Raw genomic sequence first — 16499 nt, forward strand, 5'->3', positions numbered from 1 at the left:
TTACATAAACTACAAAATCGCTTATTGTCCAGTATTTAAGATATTTCGCGTGTATCACATACTTGGTTCAGATCAGCAGGGTTAGGATGCTTTGGCAGATTCTGGTTTTAGTTTAGGATAATTGGTAGAGAAGGAGTAACAATGACAACCCCACAAGAAGTCTTGAAGTTAATTCAAGATCAGAAAATTGAACTGATCGATCTTAAATTCATCGATATACCAGGAACTTGGCAGCACCTGACTGTGTACCAAAACCAAATCGATGAGAGTTCATTCATTGATGGCGTACCTTTCGACGGTTCCAGCATCCGGGGTTGGAAAGCAATCAACGAATCAGACATGACGATGGTACTCGATCCAAATACTGCTTGGATCGACCCATTCATGGCTGAGCCAACATTAAGTATAATTTGTAGCATTAAAGAACCCCGTACGGGAGAATGGTATAACCGTTGCCCGCGCGTTATTGCCCAAAAAGCAGTAGATTACTTAGTTTCTACTGGTATTGGTGACACAGCCTTCCTTGGCCCCGAAGCTGAGTTCTTCATTTTTGATACTGCCCGGTTTGGCCAAACTGCTAACGAAGGCTACTACTTCTTAGACTCTGAAGAAGGGGCTTGGAATTCTGGTAAACTCGGTACAGATGAAAAGCCGAACCTAGCTTACAAGCCACGCTACAAAGAAGGTTACTTCCCAGTTTCGCCCACGGATTCTTTCCAAGATATCCGAACAGAAATGCTATTGACAATGGCAAAACTAGGTGTACCTATTGAAAAGCACCACCACGAAGTTGCTACTGGTGGTCAAAGCGAACTAGGTTTCCGTTTTGGCAAGTTGGTTGAAGCGGCCGACTGGTTACTGATTTACAAATACGTCATCAAGAACGTTGCCAAGAAACACGGCAAAACCGTTACCTTTATGCCCAAGCCATTGTTTGGTGATAACGGTTCCGGGATGCACACTCACCAGTCTATCTGGAAAGATGGCAAACCTCTATTTGCTGGTGATAAGTATGCTGGTTTGAGCGAAACAGCATTGTATTACATTGGTGGTCTCCTCAAACACGCACCGGCACTGTTGGCAATTACTAACCCCAGTACCAACTCTTACAAGCGTCTAGTACCTGGTTATGAAGCACCAGTGAACTTGGCTTACTCCCAAGGTAACCGTTCTGCTTCTATCCGTATTCCTTTGTCTGGCACTAACCCCAAAGCCAAGCGGTTAGAATTCCGTTGTCCAGATGCTACCGCTAACCCCTACTTGGCATTTGCTGCCATGCTTTGTGCTGGTCTTGATGGCATCAAGAACAAAATTGATCCTGGTGAACCTCTAGACAAGAATATTTATGAACTTTCTCCAGAAGAACTGGCGAAGGTTCCTTCAACTCCGGGTTCTCTAGAACTGGCATTGCAAGCCTTAGAAACAGATCACGCTTTCTTAACAGAATCAGGCGTGTTCACTGAAGACTTCATTGAAAATTGGATTGATTACAAGCTAGCTAACGAAGTCAAGCAGTTACAGCTACGCCCTCACCCTTACGAGTTTTACCTTTATTACGATGCTTAATCAACAGTCGTATTTAATACCAATAGGTACATCGTAATTATTAGGCGTGTATTGCAATAAACCTGTACTCAAATTTTATTTGGGTTTCTAGGGAGAGAATCTGTAGCCTTGTTTTGGCGAATTGGTATAAAAGCATAAATTTTGCCACCTTTTAGGGTGGCTTTTTTTTTAGAAGATGCAATGCAACAGGGGCGCACAACTAGCTAGCTGTGCGCCCTTACTCAAAAAATCTAATTAATAAATTTTGCAACCTAGCTCATTGTGGCATTGCTGCGTCCATAAATCATTCGAGTAGTGGGATCTATCTTTCCTTGAATAGGATTCCAGTAATGGGATGCTTCTTCAGGAAGGCCAAGTTCTTGTGCAGCACGCATCAGCATAGATTGTTGGCGATTCTTGACCTGCTGATATTGACGCACCATTAACGCACGAGATTTTTCTGCAATAGACATAACATAGTCCTCCGAATAGTTGTAGTGAATATATTTTTTAGCTGCTCTATAACTATAACAAAAAATTCTGTATCATAAGTTACGGAATAGATGTTTTTATAAAACTTTATATTTGTGAAAATTTCAAGAAAATTTTAGGTAGTTTTTCCCATAAGGAGAAAAAATAGCTCCAAACTCCGCTTTCTGAGTAACATCTGGCTTTAGCTTGGTCTCGCTTTCGGGTATCTACCTTTCTAAGGAGAGATAATTTATTTGTTATGGTTATTTATACATATAAGTATTCAGTAGTTAAAGCTTGAGCTATTTTTATGCCTGATACTCTCACTAAACTGACCTATCAGACCTTTCAACAAAGCAAGAGTTTCTTTAGTCTGGCTCATAAAACGGTAAGTTTACAGTTAAGGAGCTTCTTATATCCCACCCTAAATCAGAAAAGCAAACCTATTCCCAACGAGGTTTTACTCAAATTTCAAGAACGATTGAATCAACTGCTAGAAATAGACTGGCAAGATGCCGAAAACGGTATTTACCCCAAAAGCTTACTGTTTGAAAACTCTTGGGAAGATTTTTTTCGCTACTATCCGCTAGTGTTGCTTGATTTACCTCAAATCTGGGAACGGGCTAATCAAGAGAAATATCAAGATTTTTCTCCAGAAATAGAGACTGATGGTTATCCTAGCTACTACGTGCAGAACTTCCATCACCAAAGCGGTGGCTACTTAAGCGACCTTTCAGCCAGCTTATATGATTTACAGGTCGAACTTCTTTTTAATGGAACAGCCGATTTAATGCGGCGGCGTATTCTCGCTCCCTTGAAGAAAGGGTTGAAAACTTTTGAGTCTGTTTCACCACGGCAAGTCCGCATTTTGGATGTAGCTTGTGGAACTGGGCGGACATTGAAACTGATTCGGGCTGCTCTACCTCAAGCATCATTATTTGGAACGGATCTTTCGCCAACTTATTTATGTAAGGCAAATGAGCTACTATCTCAAATTTCAGGGGTATTGCCACAACTTTTACAAGCAAATGCTGAAGAGTTACCTTATTTAGATAACTATTTTCATGCTGTAACTTCTGTATTTCTCTTTCATGAGTTACCAGCGTCAGTACGCCAACTAGTGATTGAGCAATGCTTCCGGGTGACAAAACCAGGGGGAGTGTTTATTATATGTGACTCAGTTCAGTTGAGTGATTCATTGGAGATGAAGCCTATGATGGACGCTTTCCCTGAAAATTTCCATGAACCTTACTACAGGCATTATATTACTGATAACTTGGTAGAACGTTTAGAGAAAGCAGGTTTTGTGAATATTGAAATACAAATCCATTTTGCAAGCAAATATTTTATTGCTCATAAACCAGTTTAATACACCAAAAAACGGGACTGGTTTCCAATCTAATCTTACCTGACCTGTTTATTGAACAATTCGTCCAAAAAGACCAAATGTACAATTGTGCATTTGGTCTTTTTAGATGAGATAATTAAGATGATCTAGGAGAGCATTCTTAATATTTAAGTAGGTAGGCACCGAAATTTTCTACTATGTAACAAAATCTTAAGTTGATAATCTAGAGCTAAATTTTACACGATGTGTGTTGTGATTGTTTTTTTTTCCTCTAGCTTGAACACCATTGATGACGGCGTAAGCGAGATCTAGCTCATCATCAAATGCTTGCCCGGATAACTCATCTTTCTTGAGATGTTGCCATTCCAATTCAATTGGATTCATTTCTGAGCAATATTTCGGGAGAAAAAAGATGTACAAACCCTGACTTTCCCATTTTTTCCACAATTGTTGAACTTCTTGGCAGCGATGTATTGGCCCGTTATCTTGCACAATCACGCTGATACGTCCAGTTTCTTGGGCTTGTTTGGCTTCTTTCTCCATCATTTCTATATAAGATTTACGGTCAACACCACCGATAACTAAACCGTAAACAAAACTGATTAAAGGTTGGAGAAGCCCGATAATACTTAATCTGCGACCACGGCGTTTAGTCTGTTCTAACCGTTTTTGCTCACCTCTAAAGTAATATGTATAACTAGGTTCGCTCCACATACAGAACCCTGACTCGTCTAGGTATTTCAGGTCTATTTCACCAGTGGCAGCAGCTAATTCCAACATGTCTAGGTCTGCTTGCTTGTTTGCTCGTGCTACTGGGTCTTGTTTTCCTTTATGGCTTTTCCTTGTCCGTTTCCAATCGACCCCCTTTTTTTGAGTACCCGTCTTAATCTGTCGGCACTCATCTCAACGTTGCGTTCTGTTTTCAACTTCAAAGCTAACTGAGAACTATTGTATGTGCGTGGCTCGTTTCTGAGGCATTCTTCTAAAAATATCATGTCATCCTCAAGCCACTTTGGTTTCCCCCCTCGCCCAGGAGATTCCCAAAGCCCTTCTGTGCCCAGTTTTTGCCATTGATGCAAAACTTTTGTGACTGTTTTTTTGTGACAATCAAAGTGATCTGCTATCTTCTCTACATACCAACCATGTGCATTTAGCCTGATTATTTCCGCCCTGTCTTTGACTTTCTGTGGTACATCCTGTTTTCTCAGATTTAGTAAAGTTTGGTCTTGCTCAGGAGTCAGAAATACCCTTAAACGCGCACCCATACACCAACTACCTTGTAGATGCATTATCAGTCTTTACATATCTTAACATAGCTGACTTTTTTGGCACCTACCTACTTAGCTTCATCAGTAGTTAGCTGTAAGAAAAACCAACTTGTAGACAATGGCGCAAATCAAGCTAATACACCTTTCTCTTGATGAAGACGCTGCGCGATAAGCGTCTATTTTTGAGAAGGGCTTTATGGGAAGCTGCTTTGCGTCTACAAAACTCATAAAAAGCTTTTGAAGAAAAATGAAGTTGTTTTAAGCCTGTTTCCTCAACAAGCAAAAAATATGAATTAGACGTACTTTAGATTAACTAATACCCTAAGTCACATCTGTTTCTAGAGCGGTTGAAGATTGAAACGCAGAACTTCTCTAGTATACGAGCAACAGTTGTGTGGCTTTTGAGAAGAGTAATGCGTTTAATACAGGCAATCAGTTTAGTTCAAATTTTGAGCGCAAGGGTTAACACCAACTATATACAGAGCTTGCAGTTGAAATACTGGGCGATCGCTAAAGTTTTTTCTGTGGCGACTATTATATCTCTGCTTGGAAGGCACTGTAAAAGAAGATTTAAATTAACAACACCCTGTTTCTTGGTACTTTAATCCCTTGCTATAAGAAGCATTACCCTACAGTAGTTATTAAATAGCAGGATAAATATTTCCCGAATTTTCTATTAACTCTTTGCGTCCACTACCACGATGAGCCGGATCTTTTGAAGTCGCTTTGTTCGCTGAGAGCAAGTATTCCGAAGTAGATGTAGAAAGCAGCTCATAGGATAAGTGATTGACCATTGCTTGGCAGTTAGAAGCTAAGGAGCCGAACACCAGACTCGATACTAAAAGTGAAATGGCAGCACGCATAGCAGATGTCTATTTTAGAACTCTCTACTTCACTGTTACTGAGCTTTTTTATGATTATCCGGACAATTAGCTAAAAAGTATTGTTGATTACTGAAAATAAACTACTTTTATCCTACATCGAGTTTTTCAACTAGTAACCAGTTACCGACGTGATTCTGACGACCCCAAACTGTGATTAATTGTTCATGGGGACAAGCTTGCAGTTGTTCATCAATATGCGATCGCAGAGTCACAAGTTGCCAAAATTGCCCTTGCTTTTCCACGGGTGCAGTAACAGCTAATTGATAATCCTGGTTATCCAAGCGGTGAAAAATGCCTTTGAAACAGTCACTTTCGTTTATTGATACCTTGTCGATAGCAGAATAATCGTATCTATCCTCGGATGGACAAGGGCAATCACCACTAGCTGGATAGGCTTGGGGGTTATTTAAGTAATACAGTTGCCAGTGCAACCAATCCGAACGATTGGGTGGAAGATTAAATAAAGGAATGATTGCCGCAGGAGAACGATTATCTTGCAATAAAGCTGTTTGCAGCGCCTTCACAGGTAAATCCCTTGGCTGACAGTTCAACTCAACGCACATTGCAGCTGCCATTCCTGCTGCTTGTCCAATGCCCATCACCACAGGTTGTAGTCTGGTACCCCCATTAGCAATATGTGACACAGAAATATTCTTTTCACAGACTAAAAACCCATCTGTAGCAGTTGGAATTAGACAACTGTAGGGAATGGTAAAAGGAGTTCCAGTCCAACGTCCCCCCCAACGGATAGATTTAGGTTGTAGTGGAAAATCTATCCCAGGATAATGGTGATCATTAGCGTAGTTACCTATGGCGATTGCATCATTAAATATGTCTGCAACTCTACCTTCTGGTACTGGCAAAATATCTTGTTCTTTGATATAGCTTTGTCCCACTAGGCGGCGGCTTTCCCGATAGTAGGGATGTAGCGCAAAAGCTGTAGGAGCATGTGGAAACAATTGTTCTGCCAAACCATAGCGATGTCCAAGCTGATTTTGGATAAAATGGGCAAAATTTTGGCTGTGCCAGCGAGATTCTTGGAGGAATTCACATTTGGTTAGATCTGACTCTATCAGACGCTCTACTCCTACACCGTAGTCATTGCCACAGATTGGCCAATTAATCATTAATAAGCCCCCAGGCAAACGTCCGTAATTCAAAAATGTCTCTGCACCATAACCATCCCAAGCACCTGCAAACAGTGATGGATTATAGTTGGGGGCAACTGGGATTTCTGGGGCGACGGCTTCACCAAAGTCTTGCATAATCACTACCCAAGTGGGCGCTTGCACTGGATATTGTTTAGTCAAAGAGTTAAAAGTAACTGGTGCGCTAGGTTCTCCCCATTCTGATTGCAATTCCCAACCCCAGCGATAAGGTATCTCTGCTAGAGCCAATAAATCTCCTAATTCTGTGCCGTCAAGAATAATCTTGGCTGTAATAGTAAAATCAGCAAAACGAACACCAGTAATAGAATTACCTTGCCGATAAACTTCCAGAGGCACTTGTCCATAAATCCAGTGCAGATTTGGTAACTCATGCACCCAGTCTGCAAAAATTTTTGCCCCAATACGAGGATCGTAACTAAAAAAGCTGACCCAGCTATTATCTAATCCCCCTGGCTGTCGGTGTCGCAATTCCTGTAAAAATGCACCCCATAACCCCGTTTGAAAAGCGACTAATTCATTACCATCGGGTGCAGACACCCCTGCCGAAGTCAGCATTCCCCCCAACCAGGAAAATTCACTCACGAGAATAGTTTTGGCTCCCCGTCGTGCCGCTTGGATAGCAGCCGCAGTACCTCCGGTTCCTCCGCCGACAACTAAGACTTCAACTTTATATATCTGATTAACCATTGCTTAACCTCACTGGAGTTTACCCAGTTAGGCTACATCAGACAAGCTAGTTTTAATATACTTTGCGAAATGAAGGTATAAATAACTTCCTTTGTGGCATCTCACGGTATAAGCTGAATGTATATTTAAATTGGATATTTAAGGTAGGCAAGATATCCAACCCACAAGAGTTGACACAAAAAAGAATGTGCAAGCTAAATGTCCGACAGCTTAACATTTACAAACAACATTAAATCCCAAACTTCATAACCTAACCTGAACCACTAAATGTTACATCTAGTATCATTGCTCGGTGAAAAACCAACGTGAAAGCACAGGTATTTAGAGGCGTCAATCAACTGTCTTACGAAGATATCCCAGTCCCAACGCTGGAACCAGATGAAGTGCTGGTACAAGTGCGGGTAGTGGGGTTGTGTCAGTCAGATATTAAAAAAATTCGTTATCCTTTGTACGAACCGCCACGCATTTTTGGACATGAAACTGCCGGGACGATCGCAGCAATAGGCTCTCAGGTAAAAGGTTGGCAAGTGGGACAACGGATAGCGGTAATGCACCACATTCCCTGTATGCGTTGCACCTACTGCATGAATGATAATTTTTCAATGTGCAATGTTTACAAAAATATCTCTACCACCGCAGGGTTTAACGCTAGCGGCGGCGGTTTTGCTGAGTATGTCAAAGTTCCCGGTCATATCGTGGAAAATGGTGGGTTAATTCCCATCCCTGATCATATCAGTTTTGAAGAAGCGAGTTTTGTCGAACCAACAAACTGCTGCTTGAAGGCAGTCAAAAAAGCTCAAATTGCTCCTGGACAAACTGTATTAGTCACTGGAGCAGGGCCAATTGGGTTAATGTTTATCATGTTGGTAAAGTATTTTGGAGCTAAAGCGATCGCTACCGATTTACTGCCCTCTAGAATTGAAAAAGCCTTGAGTGTCGGGGCAGAGGCGGCTTTTGATGCTCGTGATCCCGATTTACCAGCCAAAATTCATGCCCTGACTAATGGAGTGGGTGTTGATGTTACACTCCTAGCTGTCCCCAGTGATAAAGCTTTCTTTCAAGCGATTGACTGTACCCGTAAAGGCGGCAAAATCTTATTCTTCGCTGAATTCCCCGATGAATTGGAAATTCCCATCAATCCCAATCTTCTCTATCGCCGAGAAATTGACTTAATGGGCAGCTATAGTTCATCCTATCGCCTTCAAAGCCTCTCAGCGGATATCGTGTTTAATCGGCGGATTGATGTAGAAGCGTTAATTAGCGATCGCTATCCATTAAAAGATTTATCAGCAGCAGTGGAAGTTGCGATCGCACCGACACCGGAAACTTACAAAATCTTAATTTATCCCCAATAAAGGAAGAGGAAATAAACAATTCAAAATTCAAAATTTAAAATTACTCCCCCACTCCTACACTTTTCCATTTTCAATTAGTCAAAATAAAATGCTTGTTACCCTAATTGCAGTCGCCGTACTAGCTTTCTATGTAGCTTTCAACCTCGGAGCAAACGATGTTGCTAATGCAATGGGAACCTCTGTAGGTTCCAAAGCTGTTACTTTGAAACAAGCGCTAATTATTGCTGGAGTGTTGGAGTTTACGGGTGCTGTATTGTTTGGGCATGAGGTAACCCAAACCCTAGCGACAAAAATTGCTAATCCTGCATTATTCGCCGCTACGCCCCAAACATTAGTTATCGGGATGACAACTGTCCTACTAGCGAGTGGGGTGTGGTTGCAAATTGCCACCTCACGCGGTTTGCCTGTATCCTCATCTCATGCAGTTGTAGGTGCGATCGCTGGATTTAGTTGGGTAGCTTTGGGAGCCGGTGCAATTGATTGGTCATCAATTGGTTTAATTACCATTGGCTGGATTTTAACGCCGATTATGAGTGGTGCGATCGCTGCTTTATTTTACAGTCAAATCAAGCGTTGGATTTTAGAGCAACCAAATCCATTAGTGCAGTTACAAGAGTGGATTCCTTGGTTGAGTACTTTACTACTGGGAGTCTTCGGCGTGATTGTACTACCCTCGCTGACTCAACCTCTAACTAATATTTTGATTGAGCAAGTTGGTTTCAAAATCCCTGCCTACGACATACCACTGTTAACAGGTACAGTCGCAGCAGTTGGACTCACTATTATTAGTTGGCAACAGTTGGAGGAAATGGGGAGAGGGGAGGATAAGGATAACAGGAGTAAGAAATCCCCAATCTCCAATACCAAGTCCCTACTCCCCAATCCTGTTGAACGCTTATTTGCGCGATTCCAACTTCTAAGTGCTTGCTTTGTCGCCTTTGCTCATGGTTCTAATGATGTTGGAAATGCGATCGCTCCTCTAGCTGCGATCGTCTACATCAATCGTACTGGTAGCGTACCCACAGATAACATTATTATCCCCCTTTGGATTTTAATCCTCGGCGGTGTTGGTATTGTTAGTGGTTTAGCAATTTGGGGTAAAAAAGTCATTGCCACGATTGGCGAAAGCATCATTTTTTTGCAACCTAGCAGTGGATTTTGTGCCGAACTTGCTACCGCTACCACCATCCTACTAGCCTCGCGACTAGGTTTACCTGTTTCCACCTCTCATGCTCTTGTCGGCGGTGTAGTTGGAGTTGGGCTAGTGCAAAACATCAAATCGATTCAGTTTAAAACTCTCAAAGGCATCGCCGCTGCATGGCTAATCACCGTGCCGTTGAGTGCTATCCTCAGTGCTACGTTCTTTAAAATTGCCCAGGTTTTCTTTCTCTAAGAATTATTAATATTTCACTAAATTTTCTCTTTCCTAGCATCCGTAGACAGTAAAAACTGTGCTGCTACAACACGAAAGTCAAGGTGCATTTTTGCAGAATGGCTGCTCATTCATTAGAATGTTGTGCAGGGGATGAAAATATTTTGAATTTCCACAACAAAATACTCTAATCTCCATTAGAGATGTAAACTGTCACGCAAGTTACATTTCACGCGAATTTCCAGATTGTCTCACAAATTAGTCAATTTTGTGTTACAAAGGCACGCATCTACAACTCTTTGAAAATTACTATCGCCATAAAACCAATAACTATTTATTTTGCGTGAGATTTTTTGAGAAGTAAAAATCTCACTAGCGAATAGTGGATAGAAATCAAAATGCTGAAGACAATACCTGTGGTACAGTGGGGCAAATTTAACTAGCCCTTCGGGCAACATAGAGGCACAAAGGAAGAGATTCTCAGCAATGCCTCTTCAGCATAACTGCTTTGTAGCAAAAGCTTTGCCAACCTAGTGTTAAGCGTGACAAAATTACGTTGAAATGCGGAAGTACTGTTAAAATTTTTGGTTTATCTGACAAAATACAGAAAATTAGTATGAGCGCCAATCGAGTGAAATGTCAGGGAAGCAGCTTTATCGTCAAGGTGTTAGAGGTTAAAAGCTAATGGGGCGATTCGAGAAGCAACCAGAAAACCCACGAGTCAGAGGCGAACTATCCAGAGCAGCAGAAAATGCGCTCTGGGCTGTAGTTGAAGATTTAGAGAATCTCCAGCAAACTGTCCTTAGAACGTGGCAAGAAGACGTAAAGCGGCTTCAGGCGGAAAAAGATCGTTTAGTTGATGACATTCAAACCCTGCAAGAAGAAAAAGAACATTTGCAACAAGTACGGCAGATTACAGAACAGCAAGTGTTAATCCGTCAGTTGGCAGAAGTTCTGGCAAAGCATATATCTTCACAATTGCAATCGACTTTGCAGAGTGTAGCTACGCAAGCAATAGAAGGAAACTCCTCTGAACGAGCTACGCTCAAGTCAGCTGAGGTGGGTAACAAAATAGTGGGTGAGATCAATGAAAAAGTCGAACATATGTTTGGCAGTTTGGATGACACCGTAACTATTACCTTTAACTCACTGCAACAGGAACTGAAAAATTATCAAAGTAATCTTTCCCAACAGTTGTCTCGGATGCACAGCCAACAGCAGGAAGGGGAAGAGATTTTAGCGGAGTTCGTGACTCGGCTGCAAGGGAAACTAGAGAAAACAATAGAAGAAACTGCGCGAAAGGCAGCAACAGCAGCTTTGCCGACTGTCTTGCAGCTGACTGAGCCAGAGAAGAAGAGTTCTGCGGAGAAATCCCCGCCAGTTGGTGAAGTAGCTAAAATCGTTGTTGAGCCAATTTCTGTCATCCCGAAAGAATCGTTAGAAAGCCAAATTAAGCCAGAGTCTGCTGCTGCGCTGTTGCCAAGAAGAGAAAACGTCGCTGAGCTAATTTCTGTCATCCCGAAAGAATCGTCAGAAAGCCAAACTAAGCCAGAGTCTGCTGCTACGCTTCCCCAGCCAAAAGAAAAAGCCTCCGAACCTATTTCTATTGTCAGTAGAGACTTTTCTCAAAACAAAACTGTATCTCCTCCTGCCGCACCGAAAACACCATCGCAAGAAGGAACACAACCACCACCAAAGGTAAACGCTGCTCAACCAACCGAACCAATTTCTGTTGTTAGCAAAGATTTGTCAAATAGCAAACCTATATCTCCTCCTGCTACTACGCCAACTCCACAACAAGAAGGAAAATCTTTACCCAAACGAAATACCACCGAGCCAATTTCTGTCCTTAATAGGGACTTTTCAAAGAGTAGAACTACATTAGAGCCTCCGACTGCACCAGCACCACGACAAAGAGCAACACCCTCGCGATCATCATCGCGTAGTTCCCAAGGTTTATCTGCCATTCAAACGGGTTTCTTGTTGGTTGTACTGTCAACAGTACTCATGTCCCTTTACAACGTAGCCATCAAGATAATATTCCATGAAGGTTCCCAAATTCTTGGTGTCTTAGATGTGGAACGTTTACTTCCACCGACTTTGGGGAATATTCTCTTAGTTTTGACGATCCGTTTTATGGTGGTAGTGCCACTGATGATACTTTTGGCTCCCATACTACATCCACGAGTGTGGCAAGACCTACAAAACTTAGCTGATTCTGTTCGGGGAAATCCCACCTCGACAAATGTAACAACACAGCGAACTTTGCTGTTGTCGGTTGTGAGCGGATGCTTCTTGTTCTTGTCCCAGGTGCTAATCTATACTGCTATCGGTCAAGTTTCGACTGGAATGGCGATCGCACTTTTCTTTGTCTATCCAATTGTTACTAGTTTACTGTCCTGGTTACTGTTTCGCGATCGCCCTAACTTATTTGGTGCAGGTGCGATCGCCGCGATTTTCTGCGGTGAATTGTTAGTTTTAGCTGGTTCTGCCGGTACTGAGATCGCTAATACTTCACTAGGAACCACTACAGCAATTATTTCTGGGATCGCTTTTGCTTGTTACGTCTTTTTGACGCGGATATGTGCTGATAAGCTGCATCCTGTGTCTTTTACTTTAATTAACTTCAGCACTATGTTGGTGCTAAGCTTTATCTGTTTAATGCTACCTTTACCAAGCGAGTGGAACTTGCAAGTTAACCCATCTAAAATGCTGGAACTTATTTTAAGTGCCTTTATTTTGGGTGTATTGACCCTTTCTAGCTATTTGTTTAATATTTTTGGCATTCGTAATCTAGGCGCATCACGTTCGGCAATCATCGGTAGCAGTGTTCCAGTTTTAACCGTGATTTTTGCTGGGTTACTTATTCAAGAAAACCTGGATATTGTACAAATTATCGGAGTATTATTAGTAACTTTTGGTGCAGCTGCTTTCAGCTTTGAAAAAATGCGAAATCAGCAGGTTAAGTCATCGAGTTCTACTAATTAAATGAGCAATGGCTATAAGCCTACGTATCTTTATTTATCGCTCTTCGCAACCTTTCCCACTGACTCACTATCCAACAAATAAAAGCAAACCTACCTATTAGATATTTCTCAACCAACAAAACTTATTGTTTTCTTATCTGTCTTACTAGGACATTACAGCGTAATAGAGACTAACAATACAAAAGTATAAACATAAATATTATTAACAAAATCTGACGGCTATACAGTTCACTAAATCTGTATTGCTGTTTCTGTATAAGATTATCAAAAGCAAAGTATAAATTAGTTATTTACTTAGTATTATTGCGAAATATCTCAGGAATTTTTGATTTTAGGTGAAGATAAAGTATTTAACAATTAATAATAAAAAAGTCAAAAATCCCTGACTTTATGCCGATTTCAATGTGGCTTTATATTTGGTTAACAAAAAAATGCTACGATAAGTAGCGATAGTGGAAAAATAAAAGGTATCTGGAAATTGAAATTACCTGCTTTATTTGATGTCTACAATTCGCTATTAAGTCAACTGCGTATACTATCGAAAAGACATCACTTGAGGTTGTGAAGAGAATATTTCACAACGTGCTGTGTGGTTTAATTTGTGAATGTTACCGCACTTAGTAGGCTAGTCACTCAAAACTGAGCGACACTTCCTTGATGGTATAAACTCCCAGATTTATCTGTGGAATCGATTCAAAATCCTCTTGAAAAGTCTGAATCTGCGAGAGCCTCAGCTACGACTTTCCGCAAAATCTAAAATCTGAAATTAGATGGCTCCTAGTTATCTCTAGCTACCTGTGTACTACCAAAATTTCCATCTTGTTTGAGTAATAGATATCACTAATTAACAACACCAGCTAATTTTTGACCGGATGCGGCACAATCACACAAGTAAGTGTAAACAGCGTTACCGTTGTTGCTGGTGAAGGAGGGCAAATGTGGAAATAACTCTCAAGCTTTGTGAGATACTAGGAACAAAATTAACTGGTGGTATGCAAACCTCTACTGGAAGAGGCTTGGCGAAGTCTATGATTTTCTGGTTAGACGCAAAGGCAGCTATAGTAAAAGCAATAGTTCTGCCCCTATCTCAGAAAATTTGCGTAAATAGCAATTTTAGCTACCACAAATTTCAGAGTTATCGCATATTAAATATTCTGAAGATAAGACATTACCTTCAGTTGGGTGTATACTACCTATTTTCATTTGAAAAAAATTCTGTAAACGTGCTATTCAATTGTCTGTAATATGAGTAACGACATAGATCTGATTAAACGTCTAAGCCCCAGTGCGATGGATCAGATCATGCTTTATCTGGCTTTTAGTGCCATGCGGACGAGTGGGCACAGGCATGGGGCATTTTTAGATGCCGCGGCAACAGCAGCAAAGTGTGCAATTTACATGACCTATCTAGAGCAGGGACAAAACCTGCGAATGACCGGTCATTTGCACCACCTGGAGCCGAAACGGGTAAAGATTATTGTAGAAGAAGTCAGGCAGGCGCTAACAGAAGGCAAGCTGCTGAAGATGCTGGGTTCTCAAGAACCTCGCTATCTGATTCAATTGCCTTATATCTGGTTAGAAAAGTTTCCTTGGCAACCAGGGCGATCGCGCGTTCCTGGAACCAGTCTGACAAGTGAAGAAAAAAAACAAATAGAGCAGAAACTGCCGACTAATCTTCCTGATGCTCAGTTAGTTACCTCCTTTGAGTTTCTGGATTTGATTGAGTTTCTGCACAAGCGATCGCAAGAGGACTTGCCACCCGAACACCAAATGCCCTTAAGTGAAGCCTTGGGGGAACACATCAAGCGTCGTCTGATCTACTCAGGCACAGTGACACGCATTGATTCTCCCTGGGGAATGCCCTTCTATGCTCTGACTCGTCCTTTCTATGCTCCAGCCGACGACCAAGAGCGCACTTACATCATGGTGGAAGATACTGCTCGCTACTTCCGAATGATGAAAAACTGGGCAGAACGACGGCCAAACTCCATGCGCTTGTTGGAAGAACTTGATATCCAAGCAGACCGATTGGAGCAGGCGATGGAAGAATTAGATGAAGTTATCCGCGCTTGGGCAGATAAATATCACCAAGAAGGTGGTATTCCAATGACTTTACAGACAGCTTTTGGTAAAACAGAAGACTGACAATTCAAAAGTCACAAGTAGTTTTGTGACTTTTGAATGAATAACTATTAGTAATTTGTAGTTGAAAGACTGTAAATTACGAACTGTTTTGATGTGATTGGCTTTTCTAGTGTGTTTTGAGCGATCGCCTCAAGCAATGTGTGCAGCGCAATCGCACCATAAATAAGGCTGATCTGTAGTAATCCTAATTGATTTGTGAAAATTGAAATCGTCAGATTGCCGACTTCTTCAAGAAGTCGGCAATCTTGTTGTTCACTGGAAACAGTGTATTTTAGTTACTATTGCTAGGCTGTGATGGCACAGTAGGTTGTGTTGGCACAGCAGGTTGCGTTGGTACGCTAGGTTGTGTCGGCACAATAGGCTGTGTCGGAACTGGGATAGTATCATAAGTAGGATTGAATCCCCCAGGTTGTCCAGTTGGCGGTGTTGGCGAAGAAGAAATGCCGCTAACTCTGTCACTAGCATCAATACAAGTATCCAAAGCTACAGCAGGGGCTAATTCAATTTCACTTCGCAAGCCAACCACACATCGAGCAAAGGTCACAGGTAACAAACTACGACCACAATAAGTTAAAACTGCTGGGTTAATTGCCTCTTCAGTATTCCGGCTAATACCAACCACACAAGAAGCTAAATCCTTGGGATTGCGGGACTGGCTACAAGAAGACAATGCATCTGCACCACTAATTTTTGTACGATCCTTAATGTAAACCACGCATGAAGCCAAGTCTCTTGGACGTATTGCCGTTGCACAACCCTGCGCTGCATATTCTGACGTTACGCCTGCTTTGAGGAGTTGAGCAGCACAGACACGGTAATCGTTGCTGTATGAAAGGCTGAGAGCCATACTAGGTAAACTGATTGTCAACGAGCCAGCTACAGCCACAACTGGCGCTATAAACATTTTTGAGGCAGAACTGCCTTGTTTATTTCTACCTTTGCTAACCACTTTTTTGCTCCGGAACATTGCCGTTCTCCAAACACCCAAGGTTATGCTAACTTAAATACGCTGTAAATCCTCTGTAATCAGAGAATTTGGACGGTAGCATCAAATCAATCCCAGTAGCCACTGCCGCTTTGCAGAACTCAAAATCATTGAAGTTTAGTCAGCCTATTCTCTACCTTGTCTCTTTGCCTAGTAATATCTTTGAAAGCAACTCGGGATGAGGAAGAGAATAATAATTTTTATTGCTGCTACTAAGCCCACAAACTTGCTTTGACAGACTACTAGCATAAAGCTCTAATGATAAAATTGAGAATTTATGGAA

General features: G+C 41.7%; 11 protein-coding genes. 6 read left to right on the forward strand and 5 right to left on the reverse strand.

Annotated elements, in window-relative coordinates:
* Positions 1–141: 141 nt before the first annotated feature.
* Positions 142–1566 (forward strand): type I glutamate--ammonia ligase, encoded by a 1425-nt coding sequence (gene glnA, locus WKK05_RS30125; RefSeq protein WP_341526673.1) that lies wholly within the window; start codon positions 142–144, stop codon positions 1564–1566.
* Between the two features lie 251 nt (positions 1567–1817).
* Here glnA and WKK05_RS30130 read toward each other — a convergent pair whose 3' ends face one another.
* A complete protein-coding gene (locus tag WKK05_RS30130; protein ID WP_341526674.1) occupies positions 1818–2018 on the reverse strand; it encodes a hypothetical protein in 201 nt (66 codons plus the stop codon).
* Between the two features lie 308 nt (positions 2019–2326).
* On the opposite strand from WKK05_RS30130, the gene WKK05_RS30135 reads away from it, so the two are divergent.
* Entirely contained in the window at positions 2327–3385 is a 1059-nt protein-coding gene (locus WKK05_RS30135; RefSeq protein WP_341526675.1) for a methyltransferase domain-containing protein, read from the forward strand.
* A gap of 189 nt (positions 3386–3574) precedes the next feature.
* Here the strand turns inward: WKK05_RS30135 and WKK05_RS30140 are convergent.
* The 3 genes from WKK05_RS30140 to WKK05_RS30150 form a co-directional block, all read right to left on the reverse strand.
* A protein-coding gene (locus WKK05_RS30140) for an IS630 family transposase (protein WP_341525019.1) occupies positions 3575–4629 on the reverse strand; the annotation gives its coding sequence in 2 pieces (ribosomal slippage) (positions 3575–4234 and positions 4237–4629; 1053 coding nt in all).
* 644 nt (positions 4630–5273) lie between these two features.
* Positions 5274–5495 carry a hypothetical protein gene (locus WKK05_RS30145; RefSeq protein WP_341526676.1) on the reverse strand — a complete coding sequence of 74 codons (222 nt, stop codon included), beginning with the start codon at positions 5493–5495 and terminating at the stop codon, positions 5274–5276.
* A 107-nt stretch (positions 5496–5602) separates the two neighbouring features.
* Positions 5603–7372 carry an FAD-dependent oxidoreductase gene (locus WKK05_RS30150; RefSeq protein WP_341526677.1) on the reverse strand — a complete coding sequence of 590 codons (1770 nt, stop codon included), beginning with the start codon at positions 7370–7372 and terminating at the stop codon, positions 5603–5605.
* A gap of 305 nt (positions 7373–7677) precedes the next feature.
* Here WKK05_RS30150 and WKK05_RS30155 point away from each other — a divergent pair, with 305 nt between their 5' ends.
* From WKK05_RS30155 to hetR, 4 genes are all read left to right on the forward strand, one after another.
* Positions 7678–8727, forward strand: a complete 1050-nt coding sequence (locus WKK05_RS30155; protein WP_341526678.1) for a zinc-dependent dehydrogenase — start codon at positions 7678–7680, stop codon at positions 8725–8727.
* Positions 8728–8815: 88 nt separating this feature from the next.
* Positions 8816–10120, forward strand: a complete 1305-nt coding sequence (locus WKK05_RS30160; protein WP_341526679.1) for an inorganic phosphate transporter — start codon at positions 8816–8818, stop codon at positions 10118–10120.
* A 663-nt stretch (positions 10121–10783) separates the two neighbouring features.
* A complete protein-coding gene (locus WKK05_RS30165) occupies positions 10784–13087 on the forward strand; it encodes an EamA family transporter (RefSeq protein ID WP_341526680.1) in 2304 nt (767 codons plus the stop codon).
* 1244 nt (positions 13088–14331) lie between these two features.
* A complete protein-coding gene (gene hetR / locus WKK05_RS30170) occupies positions 14332–15231 on the forward strand; it encodes a heterocyst differentiation master regulator HetR (protein ID WP_341526681.1) in 900 nt (299 codons plus the stop codon).
* 271 nt (positions 15232–15502) lie between these two features.
* On the opposite strand, the gene WKK05_RS30175 is transcribed toward hetR, so the two are convergent.
* Positions 15503–16198 carry a hypothetical protein gene (locus WKK05_RS30175; protein ID WP_341526682.1) on the reverse strand — a complete coding sequence of 232 codons (696 nt, stop codon included), beginning with the start codon at positions 16196–16198 and terminating at the stop codon, positions 15503–15505.
* Positions 16199–16499: the final 301 nt, after the last annotated feature.

This window comes from Nostoc sp. UHCC 0302 (assembly GCF_038096175.1).
Taxonomy (GTDB): domain Bacteria; phylum Cyanobacteriota; class Cyanobacteriia; order Cyanobacteriales; family Nostocaceae; genus UHCC-0302.

Bases quoted from the DNA above. Each gene is read 5' to 3' on its own strand.
- WKK05_RS30160 (WP_341526679.1), top strand. From the start codon at position 8,816: ATGCTTGTTACCCTAATTGCAGTCGCCGTACTAGCTTTCTATGTAGCT.
- WKK05_RS30135 (WP_341526675.1), top strand. From the start codon at position 2,327: ATGCCTGATACTCTCACTAAACTGACCTATCAGACCTTTCAACAAAGC.
- WKK05_RS30145 (WP_341526676.1), bottom strand. From the start codon at position 5,495: ATGCGTGCTGCCATTTCACTTTTAGTATCGAGTCTGGTGTTCGGCTCC.
- hetR (WP_341526681.1), top strand. From the start codon at position 14,332: ATGAGTAACGACATAGATCTGATTAAACGTCTAAGCCCCAGTGCGATG.
- WKK05_RS30165 (WP_341526680.1), top strand. From the start codon at position 10,784: ATGGGGCGATTCGAGAAGCAACCAGAAAACCCACGAGTCAGAGGCGAA.
- WKK05_RS30150 (WP_341526677.1), bottom strand. From the start codon at position 7,372: ATGGTTAATCAGATATATAAAGTTGAAGTCTTAGTTGTCGGCGGAGGA.
- WKK05_RS30130 (WP_341526674.1), bottom strand. From the start codon at position 2,018: ATGTCTATTGCAGAAAAATCTCGTGCGTTAATGGTGCGTCAATATCAG.
- glnA (WP_341526673.1), top strand. From the start codon at position 142: ATGACAACCCCACAAGAAGTCTTGAAGTTAATTCAAGATCAGAAAATT.
- WKK05_RS30175 (WP_341526682.1), bottom strand. From the start codon at position 16,198: ATGTTCCGGAGCAAAAAAGTGGTTAGCAAAGGTAGAAATAAACAAGGC.